Source organism: Streptomyces sp. NPDC127119 (assembly GCF_042677425.1).
Classification (GTDB): domain Bacteria; phylum Actinomycetota; class Actinomycetes; order Streptomycetales; family Streptomycetaceae; genus Streptomyces.
In genome coordinates this window covers 80,173-97,374 of sequence record NZ_JBHXTO010000007.1, presented here as the reverse complement: position 1 = coordinate 97,374, position 17,202 = coordinate 80,173, and the positions used below count along the sequence as shown (strand labels likewise).

Here is a 17,202-nt window from a genome sequence, read left to right as displayed (position 1 = left end):
GACGGACGTCATCGGGCGGGTAGGGCCCGGCCCCCTCTTCGTGAGGGGTCCGGGCCTTCCGCGTACGACGTGTGCCGTGGGTACGGGGGCGGGGTCAGCCGTTGGCCAGTGCCACCACGCGGTCGAGGGCGCCGTTGAACTTGTCGTGGTCGCCGACCGTGGGGCCCGAGGACGTGTACTGCCACATCGTGTAGTAGTCCCAGCCCGCCGGGAGCGTGCCCACCGCCGTGGCGTAGCGGGCGATCCAGAGCGGGTTGGCGGAGGCGAAACCGGCGTAGTCGCCGGTGCACTGGGTCCACCAGCTGGTGGCCGAGTAGATGACGGCGTCACGGCCGGTGCGGGCCTTGTACTGGTTCAGGAAGTCGCGGATCCAGGTGACCATCGCGCTCTGCGTCTTGCCGTAGCAGGCCGCCCCGTACGGGTTCCACTCGATGTCCAGCGCGCCCGGGAGCGTCCTGCCGTCCTTCGACCAGCCGCCGCCGTTGTTCACGAAGTAGTTGGCCTGCGCGGCGCCGCCCGTCGTGTCGGGGGTCGCGAAGTGGTACGCGCCGCGGATCATGCCGACGTTGTACGAGCCGTTGTACTGCTGGGTGAAGTAGGGGTTCGTGTAGTACGTCCCCTCGGTGCCTTTCACATAGGCCCATTTGACCCCGCTGGTCCACAGGGTGGACCAGGCGACGTTGCCCTGGTGGCTGCTGACGTCCACCCCCTCCGTCTGGGTGGCGTCGCCCGGGGTCGGCAGGCCGTCCTGGCCGTCGTGCGGGATGACGCCCATCCCCATGTACGCGGAGCCGCGGGCCGGGACGTCGGCCGCGTGGGCGGGACCGGGGATGAGGACGGAGAGGGACAGGGAGAGGGACAGGAGCAGGATGCCCATCGCGCCGAAGCGCGTTCTGAGGTGGTCGCGCGCGGGTGAGGGGTGGGCCGTTCCGGATGTGTGCACGGACATGTTCGTGCCTCCGAAGGCTCGGTGGTGCCCGGGTGGTGGTGGGGTCCATAAAATGGCGTGGGCATGCCATGCGGGTGCGTGGTGAAGAAGCTACGCACGCGGGCGGGCGGCGGAAAGAGGGCTCGGCGGCTGCCGTTGGTCTATTCCTGCGAAATACTGGCCGAGCTGCGGCAATGGCGGTCTTTGGCGGAAACTTTCACGATCGGGAAACCGGGTCATGGGTGCTGACGTGCACGAGGGCGGTATGGGTGAGGGGCATCGGGCGGGATCCGGCGTTCCGGGCAGTGGTGTGGACCACGGTCCTGTCGACCAGGAGTTCCTGGCGCTGGAGCGTGAGCTGACCGTTCTGCTGAGGCGGGCGCGGGCGTCCTCCGGGGAGATGGTGCGCGAGGTGCACCCCGATCTGGAGTCCTCGGCCTACGGGCTGCTCGTACGGCTGGAGGAACGCGGGCGGCAGCGGGCGACGGAGCTTGCCGCGTACATCGGGGTCGGCAAGGCCACGATGTCCCGGCAGCTGCGGGCGCTGGAGGAGATCGGGCTTGTCGCGCGGGAGCCCGATCCCGCGGACGGGCGGGCGTGGCTCGTGCATCTCACCGACGTGGGGCGGGAGCGGTTCGGGACCGTGCGGGATGCCCGGCGGGCTCGGTATGTTCGCGAACTCGCCAGTTGGGACCGGGGGGAAGTGGCTGAGCTGGCGCGGTTGTTGCACCGGCTCAACCGGGGGGTCGAACGGGGCTGAAGGGGTGGGCGCTGTGTGTCGGCTGCGGGTCCGTTGTGGCTGGTCGCGCAGTTCCCCGCGCCCCTTAAGGGCGAAAAGACTGCGCCGTTCCCCGCGCCCCTGAAGACAAAGGCAAAAGACTGCGCCGTTCCCCGCGCCCTGGGTGGGACGGGGCGCAGCCCCTCCCCGAGGGGCGCGGGGAACGGCGCGATCAGCCACGGCGGACCCGGGCCCGACCGCGCGGCTTCGGGCCACTCCGCGGCGGGGGCGGCATCACAGCTCCGCGTGGACCACCGTCGCGTCGTCGTGGGTCTTGGAGCGGCCCAGATAGGTGGCGGCCGTTTCGGAGCGTTCCAGGGTGCGGACCCGGTCGATCAGGGACCGGCCGCCCTCCTTGCGGATCAGGGTGAACAGGTCCGTCCAGTCGCCCTCGCCGAACTTCTCCACCCAGCGCGTCGCGCCGTCCGTGAGGGCCGTGAGGGCGCGGACCTCGGAGCGGGGGAGCGTGCCCGTGACGGCGCGGGACGCCACCGACGGGTCCGCCGCGGCCGTGAAGAAGCCGCCCTCCTTGTTGCGCAGGATCGCGTCCGTCGCCGCGGCCGACCTCAGCGTGGCGTGCGGGACCCGCGAGAGGCGGTCGTCCAGCACGGGGATGACCGCGCCCGCCGGTGACTCGATGAGCAGCGCCGAGTCGGAGAGCACCAAGTACTCGACCAACGCCTCTGACCAGCGCGCCAGCACCACCGTCGCCTGCGGGGTGCGCGGGTGAGAAAGGTCACAGGTTGCCCGATGTGCGTCGGCGGTACGCGCGATGGCGTGGCCCAAGACCTCAGTGAGTGTCAGATCTCGCCGTGAAACGGACAGTTCATGCAACGCGCCACCGAGTCGGGCGGTGAACCAGGGGACGGAATGCAGACAGCCCTGGTCGGTCGCGGGAGGCGTCACGCCGTCCAGGACGACGATCGAACCCCCTTGTCCGGAGGCGGGAAGCCCGACCGATGCGTAGTCCTCGTCGGGGCGGGTGGGGTCACCGGGTACCGAGATCAGTTCCGAGCGCATCCGGCCAGTCTGCACGACCCCTTCACGAGCTTCACCAAAGGCTGGCAACCGTCGGTCAAATGGTCCGGACAAGCAGGTCAGGCGCCTGTTTTGCGACGGATTCGCCGACTCGGGCGATGCGTGGCGGCGCATCCTGCCATCGGTTGCCGTGGACGTCCAACCGGCCTGCCCCGCAGGGGTGTCGCACGCGCCAGGGGAACTTGCCGGGCCGCTCCCCGGCGATGTTCACTCCTTCGTGTGGCGGGTCAGGCGATGCGCGACCACTGCCCACCGGCACTGGGAAGGTCGGGAGCCGAACCGGGACGACACGCGAGTTGACGGATCGTCACCCGGGCCCATGGGGACACGAGTCAAGAATGCGAGCACCGGTGCAGAAAATGCGGCCTCGGCGCAAAGGCAGGCAGCCGGCCTCGGGTGAAGCCTCAGGGCACACCCCGAACTCACCGGCACCGCAGGACACTCCGGACCCCGCGGGACGAGGCCGGCCCGCTCACGTACGCAGTCGGCTGATCGTCGCCGTCGCCGTGGTGGCCGCCGCGATCGCCGGAGCGGGCGCTCCGTCCGTGATCGCCGCCTCCGGACAGCTGAACGATTCCCAGAATCTGGTGACGTCGGCCGAGCGGACCCAGGACGCCCTGGCCCTCGCCCACTCACTGGCCGACGAACGCGACGAGGTCACCTCGTACCTCGCGGCCGGCCGGCCCAAGGGCCAGGCACCCTCGGAGCGCCGCAGCACCCGCGTGGACCGCCAGGTCGACGAACTGCGCGTCGCCGCCGTCGAGGCGGACGCCCCCGCGTCCTTCCTCAAGACGCTCGACGCGATCGCCGCCGTCCGCAGGTCGGCGCTCACCGGGGAGAGCAGCGCCCTCGAAGCGCACCAGGCGTACTCGACGGCCCTCACGGAACTCCACGGGCTCGCCGAGGACCTGGCCGAGAAGATTCCGCCCCGCGCGGGCTCCGGCGCGCACGCCCTCGCCGACCTCGACACCGCCGTCCAGCAGGCGGCCTCGACCCGTGGTCTGCTGCTCGCCGCGCTGAGCGTGCCCACCAGCAGGCAGACCACCACCGACCCGATCACGGGCCTGCCCACCACGACCACCACGTCGTCGGCCGCCGCGACGAAGCAGCGCGACGCGCTCACCGCCGCGGCCCAGCAGGCCAACGTCCGTGAGCAGGCCGCCCTCGCCGACTTCGCCGGCACGGCACCCAAGGCGGACCGGACCTCGTACGACTCCACGGTCAACGGACCGGATGTCGCGTCCGCCGAGAAGTACCTGGCGAGCCTGGCGGACCAGCCCACCCTCTCCGACGACGAACTGGCCACCAGCACCAAGAAGCTGGACGCGGCGCTCTCCTCCCGCGTCGAGCTGATGCGCGGGGTCGAGGCGTCCCTCAACACCCAGCGCGCCGAGGAACTCGCCCAGCTGCGCGACGACGACGTCACCGCGCTGGAGATCCGCGTCGCGATCCTCGGTGCGCTCATGCTGCTCGCCGTCGGCGTCTCCACCGGCATGGCCCGGTCGCTCACGCGCCCGCTGTCGGTCCTGCGCCGCGGTTCGGCACGCCTGGCCGCCGAGCCCGGCACCGGCGACCCGGTCAAGTTCACCGGCCGCAACGACGAGTTCGCGCAGGTCGTGCGCTCCGTCAACACGCTCCACACGCACGCCGTCGCGCTCCAGGAGCGCCTCGGCACGCTGGAGGGCGACCGCAAGCACCTCATCGGCCAGCGCCAGAAGATGGCCGACGAACGCGACACGTTCCGTACGGAACTCGCCGAGGCCACCGCCCACCTGGAGCAGGTCCGGCAGAACATCCACGGCACCTACGTCAGCCTCGCCCTGCGCACCCTGGGCCTGGTCGAGCGGCAGCTCGGTGTCATCGAGGGCCTCGAAGAGCGCGAGCAGGACCCCGAGCGCCTCGCCACCCTCTTCAAGCTCGACCACTTCGCCACCGTCATGCGCCGCCACAGCGAGAACCTGCTGGTCCTCGCGGGCGCGGAGCACGGCCACCAGCACCCCGGCCCCGTCCCGCTGGTCGACGTCGTCCGCGCGGCCGTCAGCGAGGTCGAACGCTACGAGCGCGTCCGTATCTCCGCGCTGCCGCCGCACGCGCACCTCGCCGGGTTCGCGGCGGACGACATCAGCCACCTCGTGGCCGAACTCCTGGAGAACGCCTCCTCGTTCTCGCCGCCCGACATCCCCGTCGAGGTCTCCGGCTGGCTCCTGGAGAGCGGCGAGGTCATGCTCTCCGTCCAGGACGAGGGCATCGGCATGACCGGCGAGCGCCTGGAGCGGCTCAACACCCGCCTCGCGGCCTTCGACCCGGAGGACCCGTACGACGAGGAGAGCGGCGAGGGCCTCGGGCTCGGCCTGTACGTGGTGGCCCGGCTCGCCCACCGGCACGGTGTACGGGCGCAGTTGCGCGAGCAGAAGCAGGGCGGCATCACGGCCGTCGTGGTCCTGCCCAAGGCACTGCTCGCCGCCGCGCCGACCGTGGCCGTCCCACAGGCGACCACCGCCCGCACGCCGGGGGGCGCCGCCGCGATGTCCCTGCCGGGCGCGGACGCCGAGGTCAACTCCAACGTCCTGTACGGCCGTCAGGGCCGCGACCCGCTGATCGCGGCGGCGGAGGACACCCTGCGCGAGACGGACGGGGCGGGTACGGCTCTCGCCCCGCCCGAGCCGGCTGCCCCGCCCGAGTCGGCCGCCGCCGACGAGTCCGCGGCCACCACCTCGCCTGCGGCCCGCACCGCTCCCGAGGCCCCCGTCGAGCCTGCGGCCGACGACGAGCCCGCCGCCCCGGAGCCGGATCAGCCCACCGGCCCCGAGACCACCATGGTCCTCATGGCCCCGGTGCCGCCCGCGACGCCGAAGGACGAGCCCGCCGCACCTGCCGAGCCCGGTGCCGCGTCCCCGTCGGACGCATCGGACCCGTCGGACGCATCGGCGATCCGGGTCCCGGCCCAGGCCACCAAGGACCACCGCACCGAGCCGCACCGCGCCCCCGACCCGTACGCCATCGGCCCCGACGCCCACGAGCGCGCCCGGGACGACGTACAGACGTCACAGGGAACTCAGGGAACCGAGGGGACCCAGGAGTCGCCGGAGCCGGCGGAGCGGATCACGGACAAGGGGCTGCCCAAGCGGACCCCGAGGATCGCCGCGCCCGCGCCCGCCGTCGGTCCGCGCCAGACGCCCGTCGACGCCGAGGCACTGCGCCGCCGTCTCGGCGGGTTCCACCGGGGCGCCAGCGAGGGCCGGCGCGATGTCGAGGCGGAGATCTCCGAACAGACGTCGGAGCTGCAGACGCCCGCCGCACATGCCGTAGAAACCAGGGGGGACACAGTCGAGGAGGCAAGCAGTTGACCGCGTCCAGTACCTTCGGACTGAGCCACGAAGCCCGCAATCTGCACTGGCTGCTGACGAACCTCGTCGAGGAGGTGCCGGGCCTCCTGTCGGTCGCGGTGGTCTCCTCCGACGGCCTGTTGCTCCTCTCCTCCGACCCCGGGAGAAACGCGCAGGCGCGGCAGGACGAGGGGAGACCCTCGGGTCCCCGCGGGTCCGCGGCGGACCTGGCCACCATCGTCTCCGGCATCGGCAGCCTCGCCATCGGCGCCGCGAAGCTGATGGACGGCGGGACCGTCAAGCAGACGATGGTCGCGATGGAGGAGGGCGGGCTCTTCGTCATGTCGATCAGCGACGGTTCGCTGCTCGGTGTGCACGGCGCCCCCGACTGCGACATGAGCGTCGTCGCGTACCACATGGCGCTCTTCGTGGGCCGTGCCGGACACGTCCTGACTCCCGAACTCCGCAGCGAGCTGCGCCAGTCGCTTGAGGCCACGACGATGGAGACGGCCAAGTGAGCGACGCGAACGTGAACGGCACGCCCAGGCTGCCGGTCCGCGGCGGCGACCGCAAAGCCGCCCGCGTACGCCCTTATTCGCTCACCGGCGGGCGTACGCGGTTCGGGCACGTGCTGCTCGTCGAGACGTTCGTGGCCGCACTTGAGGCCCCGGATGAACGGCGTGAACTGGAGAATGGTTCACTCTCCACCCGGGTGATGCCGGAGATGAGGGCCATCGTCGAACTCTGCCGCCGGATGCGTACGGTGGCCGAGGTCGCGGCCCTTCTGAAGATGCCGCTCGGCGTGGTCCGGGTGCTCCTCAGCGACCTGGCGGACCAGGGCAAGATCCGTGTGTACGGAACAGGTCACGGCCCGGGACAGCCGGACCGTGCTCTGCTGGAAAGGGTGCTGAGTGGACTCCGTCGTCTCTGACGTCTCCCGCGTCTCGGATGTCTCCCGATCGTCCGGCCTCCCCGAAGTCGTGGAGCCCGACGAGGAGTTGAAAGCCTGGCAGAAGGATCGGACCCGCGCGCCGATCGCCACGAAGATCGTGGTGGCGGGTGGCTTCGGGGTGGGCAAGACCACCCTCGTCACCGCCGTCTCCGAGATCACGCCTCTCCAGACGGAGGCGCTGATGACACAGGCGAGCGAGGGCACCGACGACCTCAGCTCGACCCCGGAGAAGACCACCACGACCGTGGCCATGGACTTCGGCCGCATCACGCTCGACGACGACCTGGTGCTGTACCTGTTCGGTACGCCCGGACAGCAGCGGTTCTGGTTCATGTGGGACGACCTGGTGCGCGGGGCGATAGGCGCCGTGGTCCTCGCCGACACCCGCCGTCTCAAGGACTGCTGGCCGGCGCTGGACTACTTCGAGAGCTGCGGGCTGCCGTACGTCGTCGCCGTCAACCACTTCGACGGCAGCGAGCGGTTCGATGCCGACGACGTGCGGGAGGCGCTCACGATCTCCCGGCACATACCTGTCATGATCATGGACGCGCGCCGCAGGATCTCGGTCATCGAGAGCCTGCTGGCACTGGTGGGCCACGCGCTCGACGTCAGCCCCGAATAGTTCGTACCGGACAGTTCGCACCGGACAGTCCGCATCGGACAGTTCGCGCAGGACGTCAGCCCCGAACAAGGCGTAACAAGGCGTACGCGTACGCAGAGTGCACAGTGAGGACCCGCATGCGGAAGATACTCGTCGTCGGAGCCGGCCAGTCCGGACTCCAGCTCGCCCTCGGACTCCAGACGAACGGGTACGAGGTCACCCTGATGTCCAACCGGACGGCGGACGAGATCCGTACCGGGCGCGTCATGTCCACCCAGTGCATGTTCCACACGGCACTGGAGAACGAGCGCGATCTCCAGCTGAACTTCTGGGAGTCCCAGGCCCCGAAGATCGAAGGACTCGGCGTCTCCGTCGCGGCCCCCGGCTCCTTCGACCCGGGCCCCTCGCAGCGCGCCATCGACTGGGTCGGCACACTCGACGGGTACGCGCAGTCGGTCGACCAGCGGGTGAAGATGGCCGGCTGGATGGAGACGTTCGCGCAGCGCGGCGGCCAGCTCGTCATCCACGGCGCCGCGGTCTCCGACCTCGACTACTTCGCCCGTACGTACGACCTGGTCCTCGTCTCGGCGGGCAAGGGCGAACTGGTGTCGATGTTCGGCCGCGACGCCTCCCGCTCCCCGTACGCGGAGCCGCAGCGCGCGCTGGCCGTCGCGTACGTGCACGGGCTCGGCCCGCGACCCGAGCACCCCGAGTTCGACGCGGTCCGCTGCAACCTCGTGCCCGGTGTCGGCGAGCTCTTCGTCATGCCGACGTTCACCACCTCCGGCCGGGCGGACATCCTCTTCTGGGAGGGCATACCCGGCGGCCCGCTGGACGCCTTCCAGGGTGTGAAGGACCCGGCCGAACACCTCTCCCTGACCCTGGAACTCATGGAGCGGTTCACGCCGTGGGAGTACGCCAGGGCCACCAAGGTCGAACTCACCGACGCGGGCGGCACGCTGGCCGGCCGCTACGCGCCCACCGTCCGCAACCCCGTCGGCCGGCTGCCCGGCGGCGGCCTGGTCCTCGGCGTGGCGGACGTGGTCGTGGCGAACGACCCGATCACCGGCCAGGGCTCCAACTCGGCCTCCAAGTGCGCCGCCTCGTACCTCGACTCGATCCTCGGCCACGGGGACAAGGAGTTCGACGAGGAGTGGATGCGCGCCACGTTCGAGCGCTACTGGGACACGGCCCAGCACGTCACGAAGTGGACGAACGCGATGCTCGGCCCGCCCCCGGAGCACGTCCTGAACCTGATCGGCGCGGCGGGCCAGCTCCCCCCGGTCGCCAACCGCTTCGCGAACGGCTTCAACGACCCGTCCGACTTCGAGAACTTCTTCTACGAGCCGGAGAAGACGGGGGCGTACCTGGCCTCTGTGACCGCTGGCTGAGGGCCGCTAGTGCCTGCCGCGCCGTCGTGGCCGGTCGCGCAGTTCCCCGCGCCCCTTCGGGGGCGCCCTAGTGCGTGTCGTAGCCCTCGTCCGAGCCGTCCGTCGCGTTGTCGGGGAGCTTCGGTGGGGTGTACCCCCGCAGGGGTTTTCCCGACGGGTCCGGGCGGACCGCGCCCAGGATCGGGTTCGCCGCGATCGGGGACACCTTGATCCTCGCTCCCGGTCTCGGGGCCTGGACCACCAGGCCGTCACCCAGGTACATCGCCACGTGGGTGGCCTCGGGGAAGTAGACCACCAGGTCGCCGGGGCGCAGGTCGGTCAGGGGGATGTGGGGGAGTTCGGCCCACTGTTCCTGGCTCGTGCGGGGGACGGGGCGGCCCGCGTCGGTCCACGCCTGTGAGGTGAGGCCCGAGCAGTCGTACGAGTCCGGGCCCTCGGCGCCCCACTCGTACGGCTTGCCGATCTGGGCCACGGCGTAGCGCAGCGCCGCGCCCCCCTCGGAGGTGGGCCGGCGGGTGCTGCTGAGCGCGCCCGACGCCACCAGCTCGTCCTGGGCCTTCGCCACCCCGGACCTCTCCAGCTCGGCCACCCGCGAGAGCTGCTCCTCGGTGAGCGAGGCCAGCAGCTCCTCGACGTCCTTCAGCCGCTCGCGCACCAGGTCGCGGTCCTTCTTCTGCCGCTCGGCGAGGGTCAGCCGGCCGTCGAGGGCGGTACGGGCCCGGCGCGCCAGTTCGTCGGTCCGCTGCTCGTCCCCCGCCAGCCGCTCCATCGTCCCGGCCCGCTCCTGCGAGACCTGCCGGATGACGTGCCCCTGGTCGAGCGCGTGCTGCGGGTCGCGGGCGAGCAGCAGCTGTACGTAGGAGGAGAGCTCGCTCCTGCCCTGGTACTGCTGCCGGGCGAGCCGTCCCGCCGCGCCGCGGCTGCCGTGAAGCGCGAGGCGGGCCGCGGTGAGCCGGCCGTTGAGCCGGGTGACCTCGGTCCGCTGCCGCTTCAGCTGCTCCTCGGTCGCGTTGTACGTCTCGGTGGCCTTCTCGGCCTCCCGGTACAGCCGCTGAAGGTCCGTCAGCAGCTCGGCCACCGGCCGCTCGGCCGCGGGAGCGCCGCTGTCCCGCGGGCCGGGTGCCGCCGAGGCCTGTACGGGGACGGGCGCGGGGACCAGTACCGCGCCGGCCGCGATCGCCGCCGTGCAGACCAGTCGCAGAAGCCTTCCTGACACGCCATCACCTCCGGTGCGGGGCGGTATTTCCGCTCCTCCGCACCGTGAGCATCAGACGCCCGCGCGAACCGCGCGCGCCGACCGTGGGCGGACCGGCCCAACGAGGTCACCCGTGGGTGTCCTCCGGCTTGCCGTCCGGCGTGGCGTCTGGCGTGGCGCCCGGCACCGGACCGGGGGCGGGGTCCGGCTTCGACCACGGCCACTTGAGTCCGCCGGCGCGGCCCGTGGGGTCGTACTCGTACTTCCATCCCTGGTGCAGGCCGAGACGGCTGCTCGCGGCCGCCTGCACGCGGCGGTAGACCAGGAGGGTGGGCGCGCCGCCGTCGTTCGACGGCACCGGGACGCGGTACACCTTCGGCGGGTGGCCGGTCGGGCCGAGCAGGACCGGCAGCACACGGCCGTCCAGGGGGCCGCCCTCGAAGGGGGTGTCTTCGCTCTTCACCGGGCCAGTGTCACAGCAGGTGCGCCGCGTCGCCCACCACGGGCAGCACGCGGCGGGCCAGCGAGCCCATCGGTCCGTCCGCGGACTCAAGCGTCAGCGCGGCCCGTACGACCGCGGCGGTCTGCTCGTCGCGGGCCGCCGTCGCCACCAGGCAGGCCACGAACTGCTCGACCAGCCAGTCCCGCAGTTCGTCCAGCGGGGGTTCCTTCTCCTCGTCCAGCCAGATCAGCGAGGCCGCCTCGACGGCCGTGATCCACATCCGGACGGTCATCCGCAGCCGGTTGCCCGGCTCCTCGACGGCCAGATGGCTGAGGATGTGCTCGGCGGCGGCCCGTCGTACGCCGTCCACGATGGCCGTCGTCCGCGACGTCTCGACCACGCTGCCGCCCTGCAGCAGGGCGCTGAAACCGGCGTCGTGCTGGTCGACGAAGGCGAGGTAGCGGTCCAGGGCGTTGGCGAGGCGGCGGGTGAGGGGGCCGTCCGGCGGTTCGGCGAAGCAGTGCTCCAGCTCTTCCGCGGCGGAGCGGAGGGCCGCCTCGTACAACTGCTGCTTGCCGCCGGGGAAGTAGCGGTAGACCAGCGGGCGGGAGACGCCCGCGGCCTCCGCCACGTCGTCCAGGGAGATGTCCTCCGGGGCCCGTGTCGCGAACAGGGACAGCGCGGCGTCGAGGAGCTGACTGCGGCGTTCCTCGACGCTCAGGCGTCGGTATGCGCGGGTGGGGGCCTGCGAGGTCATGTCTCGCAGGGTAGCCCGTCCCGGGGGGTGCGGAGTGGGGTGGGAGGTGGGTGGGGCCTCGTGGGTGGGTGCGGGCCGGTGGGGGGCTTGTCGCGCAGCCCGCGCCCCTGAAAAGCGGGGCTGCGCCCCTGCCTTTCACCCCGGGGCGCGGGAAGGGCGGGGCCGCGCCCCTGCCCCCGCCGGAGCGCCCGCGCCGTTCAGGCCAGCAGACCCGACGACTTCCACAGGCGGCGGCCCGTGCCGCGCAGGACTCCTATGTCGTCCAGGAAGTCCGTGAGGCGTTTGCTGCCCGTCTGCATGATGTCGCGGCGGTGGCCGCTCGCCTTCACCTGGGCCAGCGCCGCCCGCCGGTCGAGGCCGACGTTCGTGTAGACCTCCGGATTGACGAAGGCGACCGAGAAGACGCGGGCGAACTCGCCCGAGGTGATCCGGGTGAACTCCTGCGACCAGCGCGGCGCGGTCATCATCTGGCGGCGCAGTTCCTCACGGGCGTACCGGACGTGGCGCGACTCCTCCACCACGTGGATCCGCGTCACCCCGCGCACCAGCGGCTGCACCCGCTCGTCCGGGAACGTCAGCCGCTGCATCCAGTCGAGGACCTCCTCGCCCAGCAGCGTGGCCGTGAACGAACCGGGGGTCGTCGACACCGTCTTGAAGAGCCGGCCCAGGTTCTGGTGCGCGCGGCTCACCGGGTAGTGCGGTGTCCCGCCCCGGGTGATCAGCCGCGCGAACATCTTCGAGTGGCGGCACTCGTCCTCGATCTCGGTCAGCGCGTACCGCACGTGCGCGCTCGTCGCCGCCTTGTCGTAGATGTGCCGCACCAGCAGCTGCATGAGGATGATCTCGAACCAGATCCCCAGCGAGGCGAGCGCCGCGGCCTCGTGACGGGAGAGCAGGATGCGCTGCTCCTCGCTCATCCGCTTCCACATCGGGGTGCCGTAGAGCGACACCAGCTCCGGCGGCCAGAACCATTTGCCGTCCTCGAAGGGCGCGTCCCAGTCCAGTTCCTCGTCCGGGTCGAAGGAGTGCTTCGCGGAGGCTTCGAGCAGCCGCTCGGCCACCTGTTCGCGGTCCTTGAGCAGGCCGAGCGCGTCGCGCAGACCCGCGATCCCGGTGTCCTCGGGGTCCTCCGTCGTCACGGTCGTCATGGCTGTGCCCACCTCGCCGTACGTCGTCGTATCTCGTCGTGCGTGCGTCGCGCTTGCGTCGTGCTTGCAAGCGTCGTGCGTGCGTCGTCGTGCCGGAAGCCGGTCGGGTTACCGCCGGTCACGTCTTATGAGACTGCCTGTCAGCAAGCTCGTCAATCCCCCCTGCGCAACTTGTTGACCCGCCGTCTACCACGTGTGAGCCTGCGAGACATGCCGACCTACGACCTGTACGCCAAGGACCCCGGAGCTCCCCTCTGGCAGGTGCCCGCGACCGGCGCGGCACGGTTCAGCTGGGAGTACGACGAAGGGCGCGACCGACTGCTGGCCCTCTACCAGAAGGGCAAGGACAAACAGTGGGACGGGCAGAAGCGGATCGACTGGGACCTGGAGGTCGACCCGCACGACCCCATCGGCACCCCCGACGAGTCGATCTCCATCTACGGCACTCCGTACTGGGAGAAGATGAACGACCGGGACCGGGGTGAACTCCGCAAGCACGTCGCCTCATGGCAGTTCAGCCAGTTCCTGCACGGCGAGCAGGGCGCCATGGTCTGCGCGGCCCGCATCGTCGAGTCCGTGCCCGACCTGGACGCCAAGTTCTACTCGGCCACCCAGACGATGGACGAGGCGCGGCACGCGGAGATCTACTCCCGCTTCCTCCACGAGAAGATCGGGATGCTCTACCCGGTCGACGACAACCTTCAGTCGCTGCTCGGCGACACCCTGCGCGACTCCCGCTGGGACATGCCCTACCTCGGGATGCAGGTCCTCATCGAAGGGCTCGCCCTCGCCGCGTTCGGCCTGATCAGGGACACCACCGACAAGCCGCTGCCCAAGCAGATCCTCGCGTACGTCATGCAGGACGAGGCCCGTCACGTCGCCTTCGGCCGGATGGCGCTGCGCGACTACTACAAGCAGCTCTCCGACGCCGAACTGCGCGAACGCGAGGAGTTCGTCATCGAGGGCTGCTACCTGATGCGCGACCGGCTGCGCGGCACGGAGGTCCTGGAGAACTTCGGCGTGCCCCGGGCGGAGGCCGAGGAGTACACCGAGCGGTCGGAGTTCCTGGCCCTCTTCCGTCAGTTGCTGTTCTCCCGCATCGTGCCCTGCGTCCGCGACATCGGCCTGTGGGGCAAACGCCTCCAGCAGGCCTACGTCGACATGGGCGTCTTCGACATGGGCAACTCCAACCTCGACCTCCTCATGTCCCAGGACGAGGAACTGGCGGAGAAGCTCGACGCGGACCGCTTCGCCGCGGAGGAGCAGGCGCGGGTGACGGAGGTGAGCGCCGCGATCCGGTCGGGGGAGGAGACCCCCTAGCGTTCAGGAGGTGCCTTGAGGATCGGGAGGCCTCTTGGGGCTGAAGGAGGGGCCGGGCCTCCCCGGGCGGGAACGACGTCCGCAGGGTGAACGCGTACGCCGTGGCCCCGTGCGCCCGCAGATGCGGCAGGCGCTCCTCGGCCTCGGCCCGGATTGACGAGCAGCCGGTCGTCGCCGAAGACGGGCACGTCCGTCGCGTTGTCCTCGTCGCTCTGCAGCCGCCAGACGAATCCGTCGTCGGCGTCGGCGTCGGCGACCGCGTTCACCGGGTCGAGGGCGTCCGCTGAGTCCTTCAACTACGGTAAGTCCAGCGGGTCTTGGAGCCGAGAGATGTCCACCTGGGCGAGTTCGTACGCGGCTGCGGGCTGAGTCATGACCGGACGTCAGGTCGGGCCGCGGCGGTGACACCACCCCCGTCTCACCGGTCGAGCACCGCCTCCATCACCGCCCGGGCGATCGGTGCCGCGTCCCCGCCGCCGCTGATGTCGCCCCGGTCGGCCGCCGCGTCCTCGACGACGACCGCGACGGCCACCGCCGGTTCCATGGTGTCGTCGGCCTGCGCCCAGGAGATGAACCAGGCGTACGGAGTGCCGGAGTTGTGGATGCCGTGCTGGGCCGTGCCGGACTTGCCGCCGACCGTGGCGCCGGGGATCGCCGCGTTCGTGCCGGTGCCCTTCTCCACCACGTCCGTCATCAGCTCGCGCAGCCGTACGGCCGTGGCGGGGTTCATGGCCCGGCGCAGGGTGTGCTGCGGGGCGGCGGACACCGTGTCGCCGTCAGCCGTCGTCGTCCGCTCCACCAGATGAGGGGTGCGCACCGAGCCGTAGTTGGCGACGGCCGCGGCCACCATCGCCATCTGCAGCGGTGTGGCACGGGTGTTGTACTGGCCGATGGACGACAGTGCGAGCTGTGCCTTGTCCACCCGGGTGTCGAAGGTGCTGGGGGAGACCCGGAAGGGAATGCCGAGCTTTCGGTCGTTGAAGCCGAAGCCGGCCGCCGTCGTGCCCATCGCGTGCCGGCCCACCTCCACCCCGAGCCCGGCGAAGACCGTGTTGCACGACCACTGGAAGGCGTACCGCAGCGACGCGTCCGCGCACCCCTCGACCTCGTTCGTCAGCCGGGCCGTACTGCCCGGCAGCCGGTACGGGTCCGGGGAGTCGGTGGGCGCGTCCACATCGCGCACCACGCCCGAGTCCAGCGCCGCCGCCGCGGTGACCACCTTGAAGGTCGAACCCGGCGGATACGTCTGCCGGACCGCCCGGTTGAGCATCGGCCTGTCCGCCGCCCCGTTCAGCCGCGCCCACGCCCTGGCCACGTCGGCATCCGTGCCGGAGAGCTCCCCGGGGTCGTAGGAGGGGGTGGAGACCAGGGCCAGGACGCGGCCGGTGGACGGTTCCAGCGCGGCCACCGCGCCCCGCCGCGCCCCGAGCCCGGCGTACGCCGCCCGCTGCGCCGCCGCGTCGAGGGTCGTGACCACCCGGCCACCGGGGTTACGGGCCCGTGCGAGGTCGTTCCACAGCGGGAGCAGCGAGAGCGCCGGGTCGGTGCCCGCCAGTACGCCGTCCGCGGCACCCTCCAGCAGGGACGTCCCGTACACCTGGGAGGCGAAGCCGGTGACCGGCGCGTACAACGGGCCGTTCTTGTAGGTCCGTTCGTAGCGGAACTGCTCGCCCGAGTCCCGGGAGCCGGTGACCGCCCGCCCGCCGACGAGGATGTCGCCGCGCGGCTGCCCGTAGCGGGCGATCGTGTGGCGGCGGTTGGCCGGGTTCTCGTCGTACGCGCGGGCCTGGACGAGCTGCACCCGGGTGGCGTTGACGAGGAGGGCGAGCAGCAGGAGCGCGCAGAAGGCGGCGGCGTGCCGGATGTACCGGGTCATGGGCCGGCCGTTGCCCGTCACGGCGCGACCTCCTCTGCCTGCTGCTTCTCCTCGGACCTGCCGCGCGCCGAGTCGCTGAGGCGCATCAGCAGGGCCACGATGATCCAGTTGGTGACGACCGACGAACCGCCCTGCGCGAGGAACGGCATCGCCATCCCGGTCAGCGGGATCAGCCCCGTCACCCCGCCCGCGATCACGAAGACCTGCAGCGCCACGATCGAGGCGAGCCCGACCGCGAGCAGCCGGCCGAACGGGTCGCGCAGGGCGAGGCCCGCCCGGATACCCCGCTCGACCAGCAGCCCGTACAGGATGAAGATGGCGGAGAGGCCGGCCAGGCCCAGTTCCTCGCCCGCCGTGGCGAGGATGAAGTCCGACTTCACGGCGAAGCCGATGAGGATCGAGTGGCCCGAACCGAGGCCCGTGCCGAGGAACCCGCCGGCGGCGAACGCGAAGAGGGACTGGGCGAGTTGGTTCGGGCCCAGGCCCGCCTCGATCGACGCGAAGGGGTGCAGCCAGTCCTCGACCCTGCTGTGCACATGCGGCTCCAGCCAGCCGACGGCGAACGCCCCGCACGCCGCGAGCAGCAGCCCCACCGCGATCCAGCCGGTGCGGCCCGTGGCCACGTACAGCAGGATCACGAAGAGGCCGAAGAAGAGCAGCGAGGTGCCGAGGTCGCGTTCGAGGACCAGTACGCCCACGCTCAGCACCCAGACCGCGAGGATCGGGCCCAGTACGCGTCCGGTGGGCAGCTGGAGCAGCCAGATCCGACGGCCGGTGTACGCGAGGGCGTTGCGGTTGGCGGCGAGGTACCCGGCGAAGAACAGCGCGAGCATGACCTTCGCGAACTCGCCCGGCTGGATGGAGAACCCGGCGATCCTGATCCAGATCCGGGCGCCGTTCACCGAGGGGAAGAAGATCGGCAGGACGAGCAGGGCCAGTGCGGTGACGACGGACACGTACGTGTAGCGCTGGAGCACCCGGTGGTCGCGCAGGAGCACGATCACCGCGATGAACAGGCCCACACCCAGCGTCGACCAGACGAGTTGCGTGGGCGCCGCCCGGTCGGCCGGGGTCTCCAGGTCGAGCCGGTAGATCAGGACCAGGCCCAGGCCGTTGAGGAGGACGGCGATCGGCAGCAGCAGCGGGTCGGCGCAGGGGGCGCGCAGGCGCACCGCGAGATGGGCGAGGAGCGCGAGCACGCCCAGCCCGGCGCCGTATCCGGCGGCGCCGGGCGGGACGGATCCGGTCCGTGCGAGACCGACGTCGCAGTAGCCGTACACGGAGAGCAGGACGGCCACGACGAGGAGGGTGAACTCGATGCCACGGCGCCGGGGGAGGCGTACAACGGGAGCCGGCGGGTCCGCCTGCACTGTCGTTCCGGGCGAGAGCATGTCCGGAAGTTAGCAAGCCGGTCGCCCGATGTCCTGTTATGTCGTGACAGTGGGGCTGT

Annotated in this window: 15 protein-coding genes and 2 pseudogenes; 7 read left to right on the top strand and 10 right to left on the bottom strand. The window is 71.3% G+C overall.

Annotation, left to right across the window (positions count from 1 at the left end):
* Positions 1-94 precede the first annotated feature (94 nt).
* On the bottom strand, positions 95-949 hold the full coding sequence (locus ACFVH5_RS05810; RefSeq protein ID WP_385832326.1) for a lysozyme: 855 nt from the start codon (positions 947-949) through the stop codon (positions 95-97).
* 229 nt (positions 950-1,178) lie between these two features.
* On the opposite strand from ACFVH5_RS05810, the gene ACFVH5_RS05805 reads away from it, so the two are divergent.
* Positions 1,179-1,688, top strand: a complete 510-nt coding sequence (locus ACFVH5_RS05805) for a MarR family winged helix-turn-helix transcriptional regulator (protein WP_385832389.1) — start codon at positions 1,179-1,181, stop codon at positions 1,686-1,688.
* 252 nt (positions 1,689-1,940) lie between these two features.
* Here ACFVH5_RS05805 and ACFVH5_RS05800 read toward each other — a convergent pair whose 3' ends face one another.
* Positions 1,941-2,726 carry a hypothetical protein gene (locus ACFVH5_RS05800; protein ID WP_384803300.1) on the bottom strand — a complete coding sequence of 262 codons (786 nt, stop codon included), beginning with the start codon at positions 2,724-2,726 and terminating at the stop codon, positions 1,941-1,943.
* 356 nt (positions 2,727-3,082) lie between these two features.
* Here ACFVH5_RS05800 and ACFVH5_RS05795 point away from each other — a divergent pair, with 356 nt between their 5' ends.
* The 5 genes from ACFVH5_RS05795 to ACFVH5_RS05775 all read left to right on the top strand — a co-directional run bounded on the left by ACFVH5_RS05795 (position 3,083) and on the right by ACFVH5_RS05775 (position 9,014).
* Positions 3,083-6,091 (top strand): nitrate- and nitrite sensing domain-containing protein, encoded by a 3,009-nt coding sequence (locus ACFVH5_RS05795; RefSeq protein WP_385832324.1) that lies wholly within the window; start codon positions 3,083-3,085, stop codon positions 6,089-6,091.
* A complete protein-coding gene (locus ACFVH5_RS05790) occupies positions 6,088-6,588 on the top strand; it encodes a roadblock/LC7 domain-containing protein (RefSeq protein ID WP_107021333.1) in 501 nt (166 codons plus the stop codon). The genes ACFVH5_RS05795 and ACFVH5_RS05790 overlap by 4 nt, the downstream gene beginning before the upstream one ends.
* Positions 6,585-7,001, top strand: a complete 417-nt coding sequence (locus ACFVH5_RS05785; RefSeq protein ID WP_385832323.1) for a DUF742 domain-containing protein — start codon at positions 6,585-6,587, stop codon at positions 6,999-7,001. Before ACFVH5_RS05790 ends, ACFVH5_RS05785 begins: the two co-directional genes overlap by 4 nt.
* Positions 6,982-7,644, top strand: coding sequence for an ATP/GTP-binding protein (locus ACFVH5_RS05780; RefSeq protein ID WP_384803290.1), 663 nt, complete (start codon positions 6,982-6,984; stop codon positions 7,642-7,644). Before ACFVH5_RS05785 ends, ACFVH5_RS05780 begins: the two co-directional genes overlap by 20 nt.
* Before the next feature lie 116 nt (positions 7,645-7,760).
* On the top strand, positions 7,761-9,014 hold the full coding sequence (locus ACFVH5_RS05775; RefSeq protein ID WP_385832321.1) for a styrene monooxygenase/indole monooxygenase family protein: 1,254 nt from the start codon (positions 7,761-7,763) through the stop codon (positions 9,012-9,014).
* 67 nt (positions 9,015-9,081) lie between these two features.
* Here ACFVH5_RS05775 and ACFVH5_RS05770 read toward each other — a convergent pair whose 3' ends face one another.
* From ACFVH5_RS05770 to ACFVH5_RS05755, 4 genes are all read right to left on the bottom strand, one after another.
* Positions 9,082-10,230 (bottom strand): NlpC/P60 family protein, encoded by a 1,149-nt coding sequence (locus ACFVH5_RS05770; protein WP_385832320.1) that lies wholly within the window; start codon positions 10,228-10,230, stop codon positions 9,082-9,084.
* 106 nt (positions 10,231-10,336) lie between these two features.
* Positions 10,337-10,672: a hypothetical protein gene (locus ACFVH5_RS05765; protein WP_385832318.1), complete on the bottom strand. Its 336-nt coding sequence runs from the start codon at positions 10,670-10,672 to the stop codon at positions 10,337-10,339.
* A gap of 10 nt (positions 10,673-10,682) precedes the next feature.
* Positions 10,683-11,408 (bottom strand): TetR/AcrR family transcriptional regulator, encoded by a 726-nt coding sequence (locus ACFVH5_RS05760; protein ID WP_384803278.1) that lies wholly within the window; start codon positions 11,406-11,408, stop codon positions 10,683-10,685.
* 197 nt (positions 11,409-11,605) lie between these two features.
* The gene (locus tag ACFVH5_RS05755) at positions 11,606-12,556 is read right to left on the bottom strand and encodes a diiron oxygenase (RefSeq protein ID WP_385832316.1); all 951 of its coding nucleotides are present in this window, start codon (positions 12,554-12,556) and stop codon (positions 11,606-11,608) included.
* A gap of 210 nt (positions 12,557-12,766) precedes the next feature.
* Here ACFVH5_RS05755 and ACFVH5_RS05750 point away from each other — a divergent pair, with 210 nt between their 5' ends.
* A complete protein-coding gene (locus ACFVH5_RS05750) occupies positions 12,767-13,876 on the top strand; it encodes a ferritin-like domain-containing protein (protein ID WP_385832314.1) in 1,110 nt (369 codons plus the stop codon).
* Positions 13,877-13,922: 46 nt separating this feature from the next.
* On the opposite strand, the pseudogene ACFVH5_RS05745 reads toward ACFVH5_RS05750, so the two are convergent.
* The 4 genes and pseudogenes from ACFVH5_RS05745 to ACFVH5_RS05730 all read right to left on the bottom strand — a co-directional run.
* Positions 13,923-14,024 (bottom strand): annotated as a pseudogene (locus tag ACFVH5_RS05745) (DUF3291 domain-containing protein); the annotation flags it as partial.
* 4 nt (positions 14,025-14,028) lie between these two features.
* Positions 14,029-14,250 (bottom strand): annotated as a pseudogene (locus ACFVH5_RS05740) (DUF3291 domain-containing protein); the annotation flags it as partial.
* 44 nt (positions 14,251-14,294) lie between these two features.
* Complete coding sequence (locus ACFVH5_RS05735; RefSeq protein ID WP_385832388.1) at positions 14,295-15,752, bottom strand: penicillin-binding transpeptidase domain-containing protein; 1,458 nt, start codon at positions 15,750-15,752, stop codon at positions 14,295-14,297.
* 17 nt (positions 15,753-15,769) lie between these two features.
* Positions 15,770-17,143, bottom strand: a complete 1,374-nt coding sequence (locus tag ACFVH5_RS05730; protein WP_385832312.1) for an FtsW/RodA/SpoVE family cell cycle protein — start codon at positions 17,141-17,143, stop codon at positions 15,770-15,772.
* Between the last annotated feature and the right edge of the window lie 59 nt (positions 17,144-17,202).

Bases quoted from the DNA above. Each gene is read 5' to 3' on its own strand.
- ACFVH5_RS05810 (WP_385832326.1), bottom strand. From the start codon at position 949: ATGTCCGTGCACACATCCGGAACGGCCCACCCCTCACCCGCGCGCGAC.
- ACFVH5_RS05795 (WP_385832324.1), top strand. From the start codon at position 3,083: ATGCGAGCACCGGTGCAGAAAATGCGGCCTCGGCGCAAAGGCAGGCAG.
- ACFVH5_RS05800 (WP_384803300.1), bottom strand. From the start codon at position 2,726: ATGCGCTCGGAACTGATCTCGGTACCCGGTGACCCCACCCGCCCCGAC.
- ACFVH5_RS05750 (WP_385832314.1), top strand. From the start codon at position 12,767: ATGCCGACCTACGACCTGTACGCCAAGGACCCCGGAGCTCCCCTCTGG.
- ACFVH5_RS05775 (WP_385832321.1), top strand. From the start codon at position 7,761: ATGCGGAAGATACTCGTCGTCGGAGCCGGCCAGTCCGGACTCCAGCTC.
- ACFVH5_RS05730 (WP_385832312.1), bottom strand. From the start codon at position 17,143: ATGCTCTCGCCCGGAACGACAGTGCAGGCGGACCCGCCGGCTCCCGTT.
- ACFVH5_RS05760 (WP_384803278.1), bottom strand. From the start codon at position 11,408: ATGACCTCGCAGGCCCCCACCCGCGCATACCGACGCCTGAGCGTCGAG.
- ACFVH5_RS05735 (WP_385832388.1), bottom strand. From the start codon at position 15,752: ATGACCCGGTACATCCGGCACGCCGCCGCCTTCTGCGCGCTCCTGCTG.
- ACFVH5_RS05755 (WP_385832316.1), bottom strand. From the start codon at position 12,556: ATGACGACCGTGACGACGGAGGACCCCGAGGACACCGGGATCGCGGGT.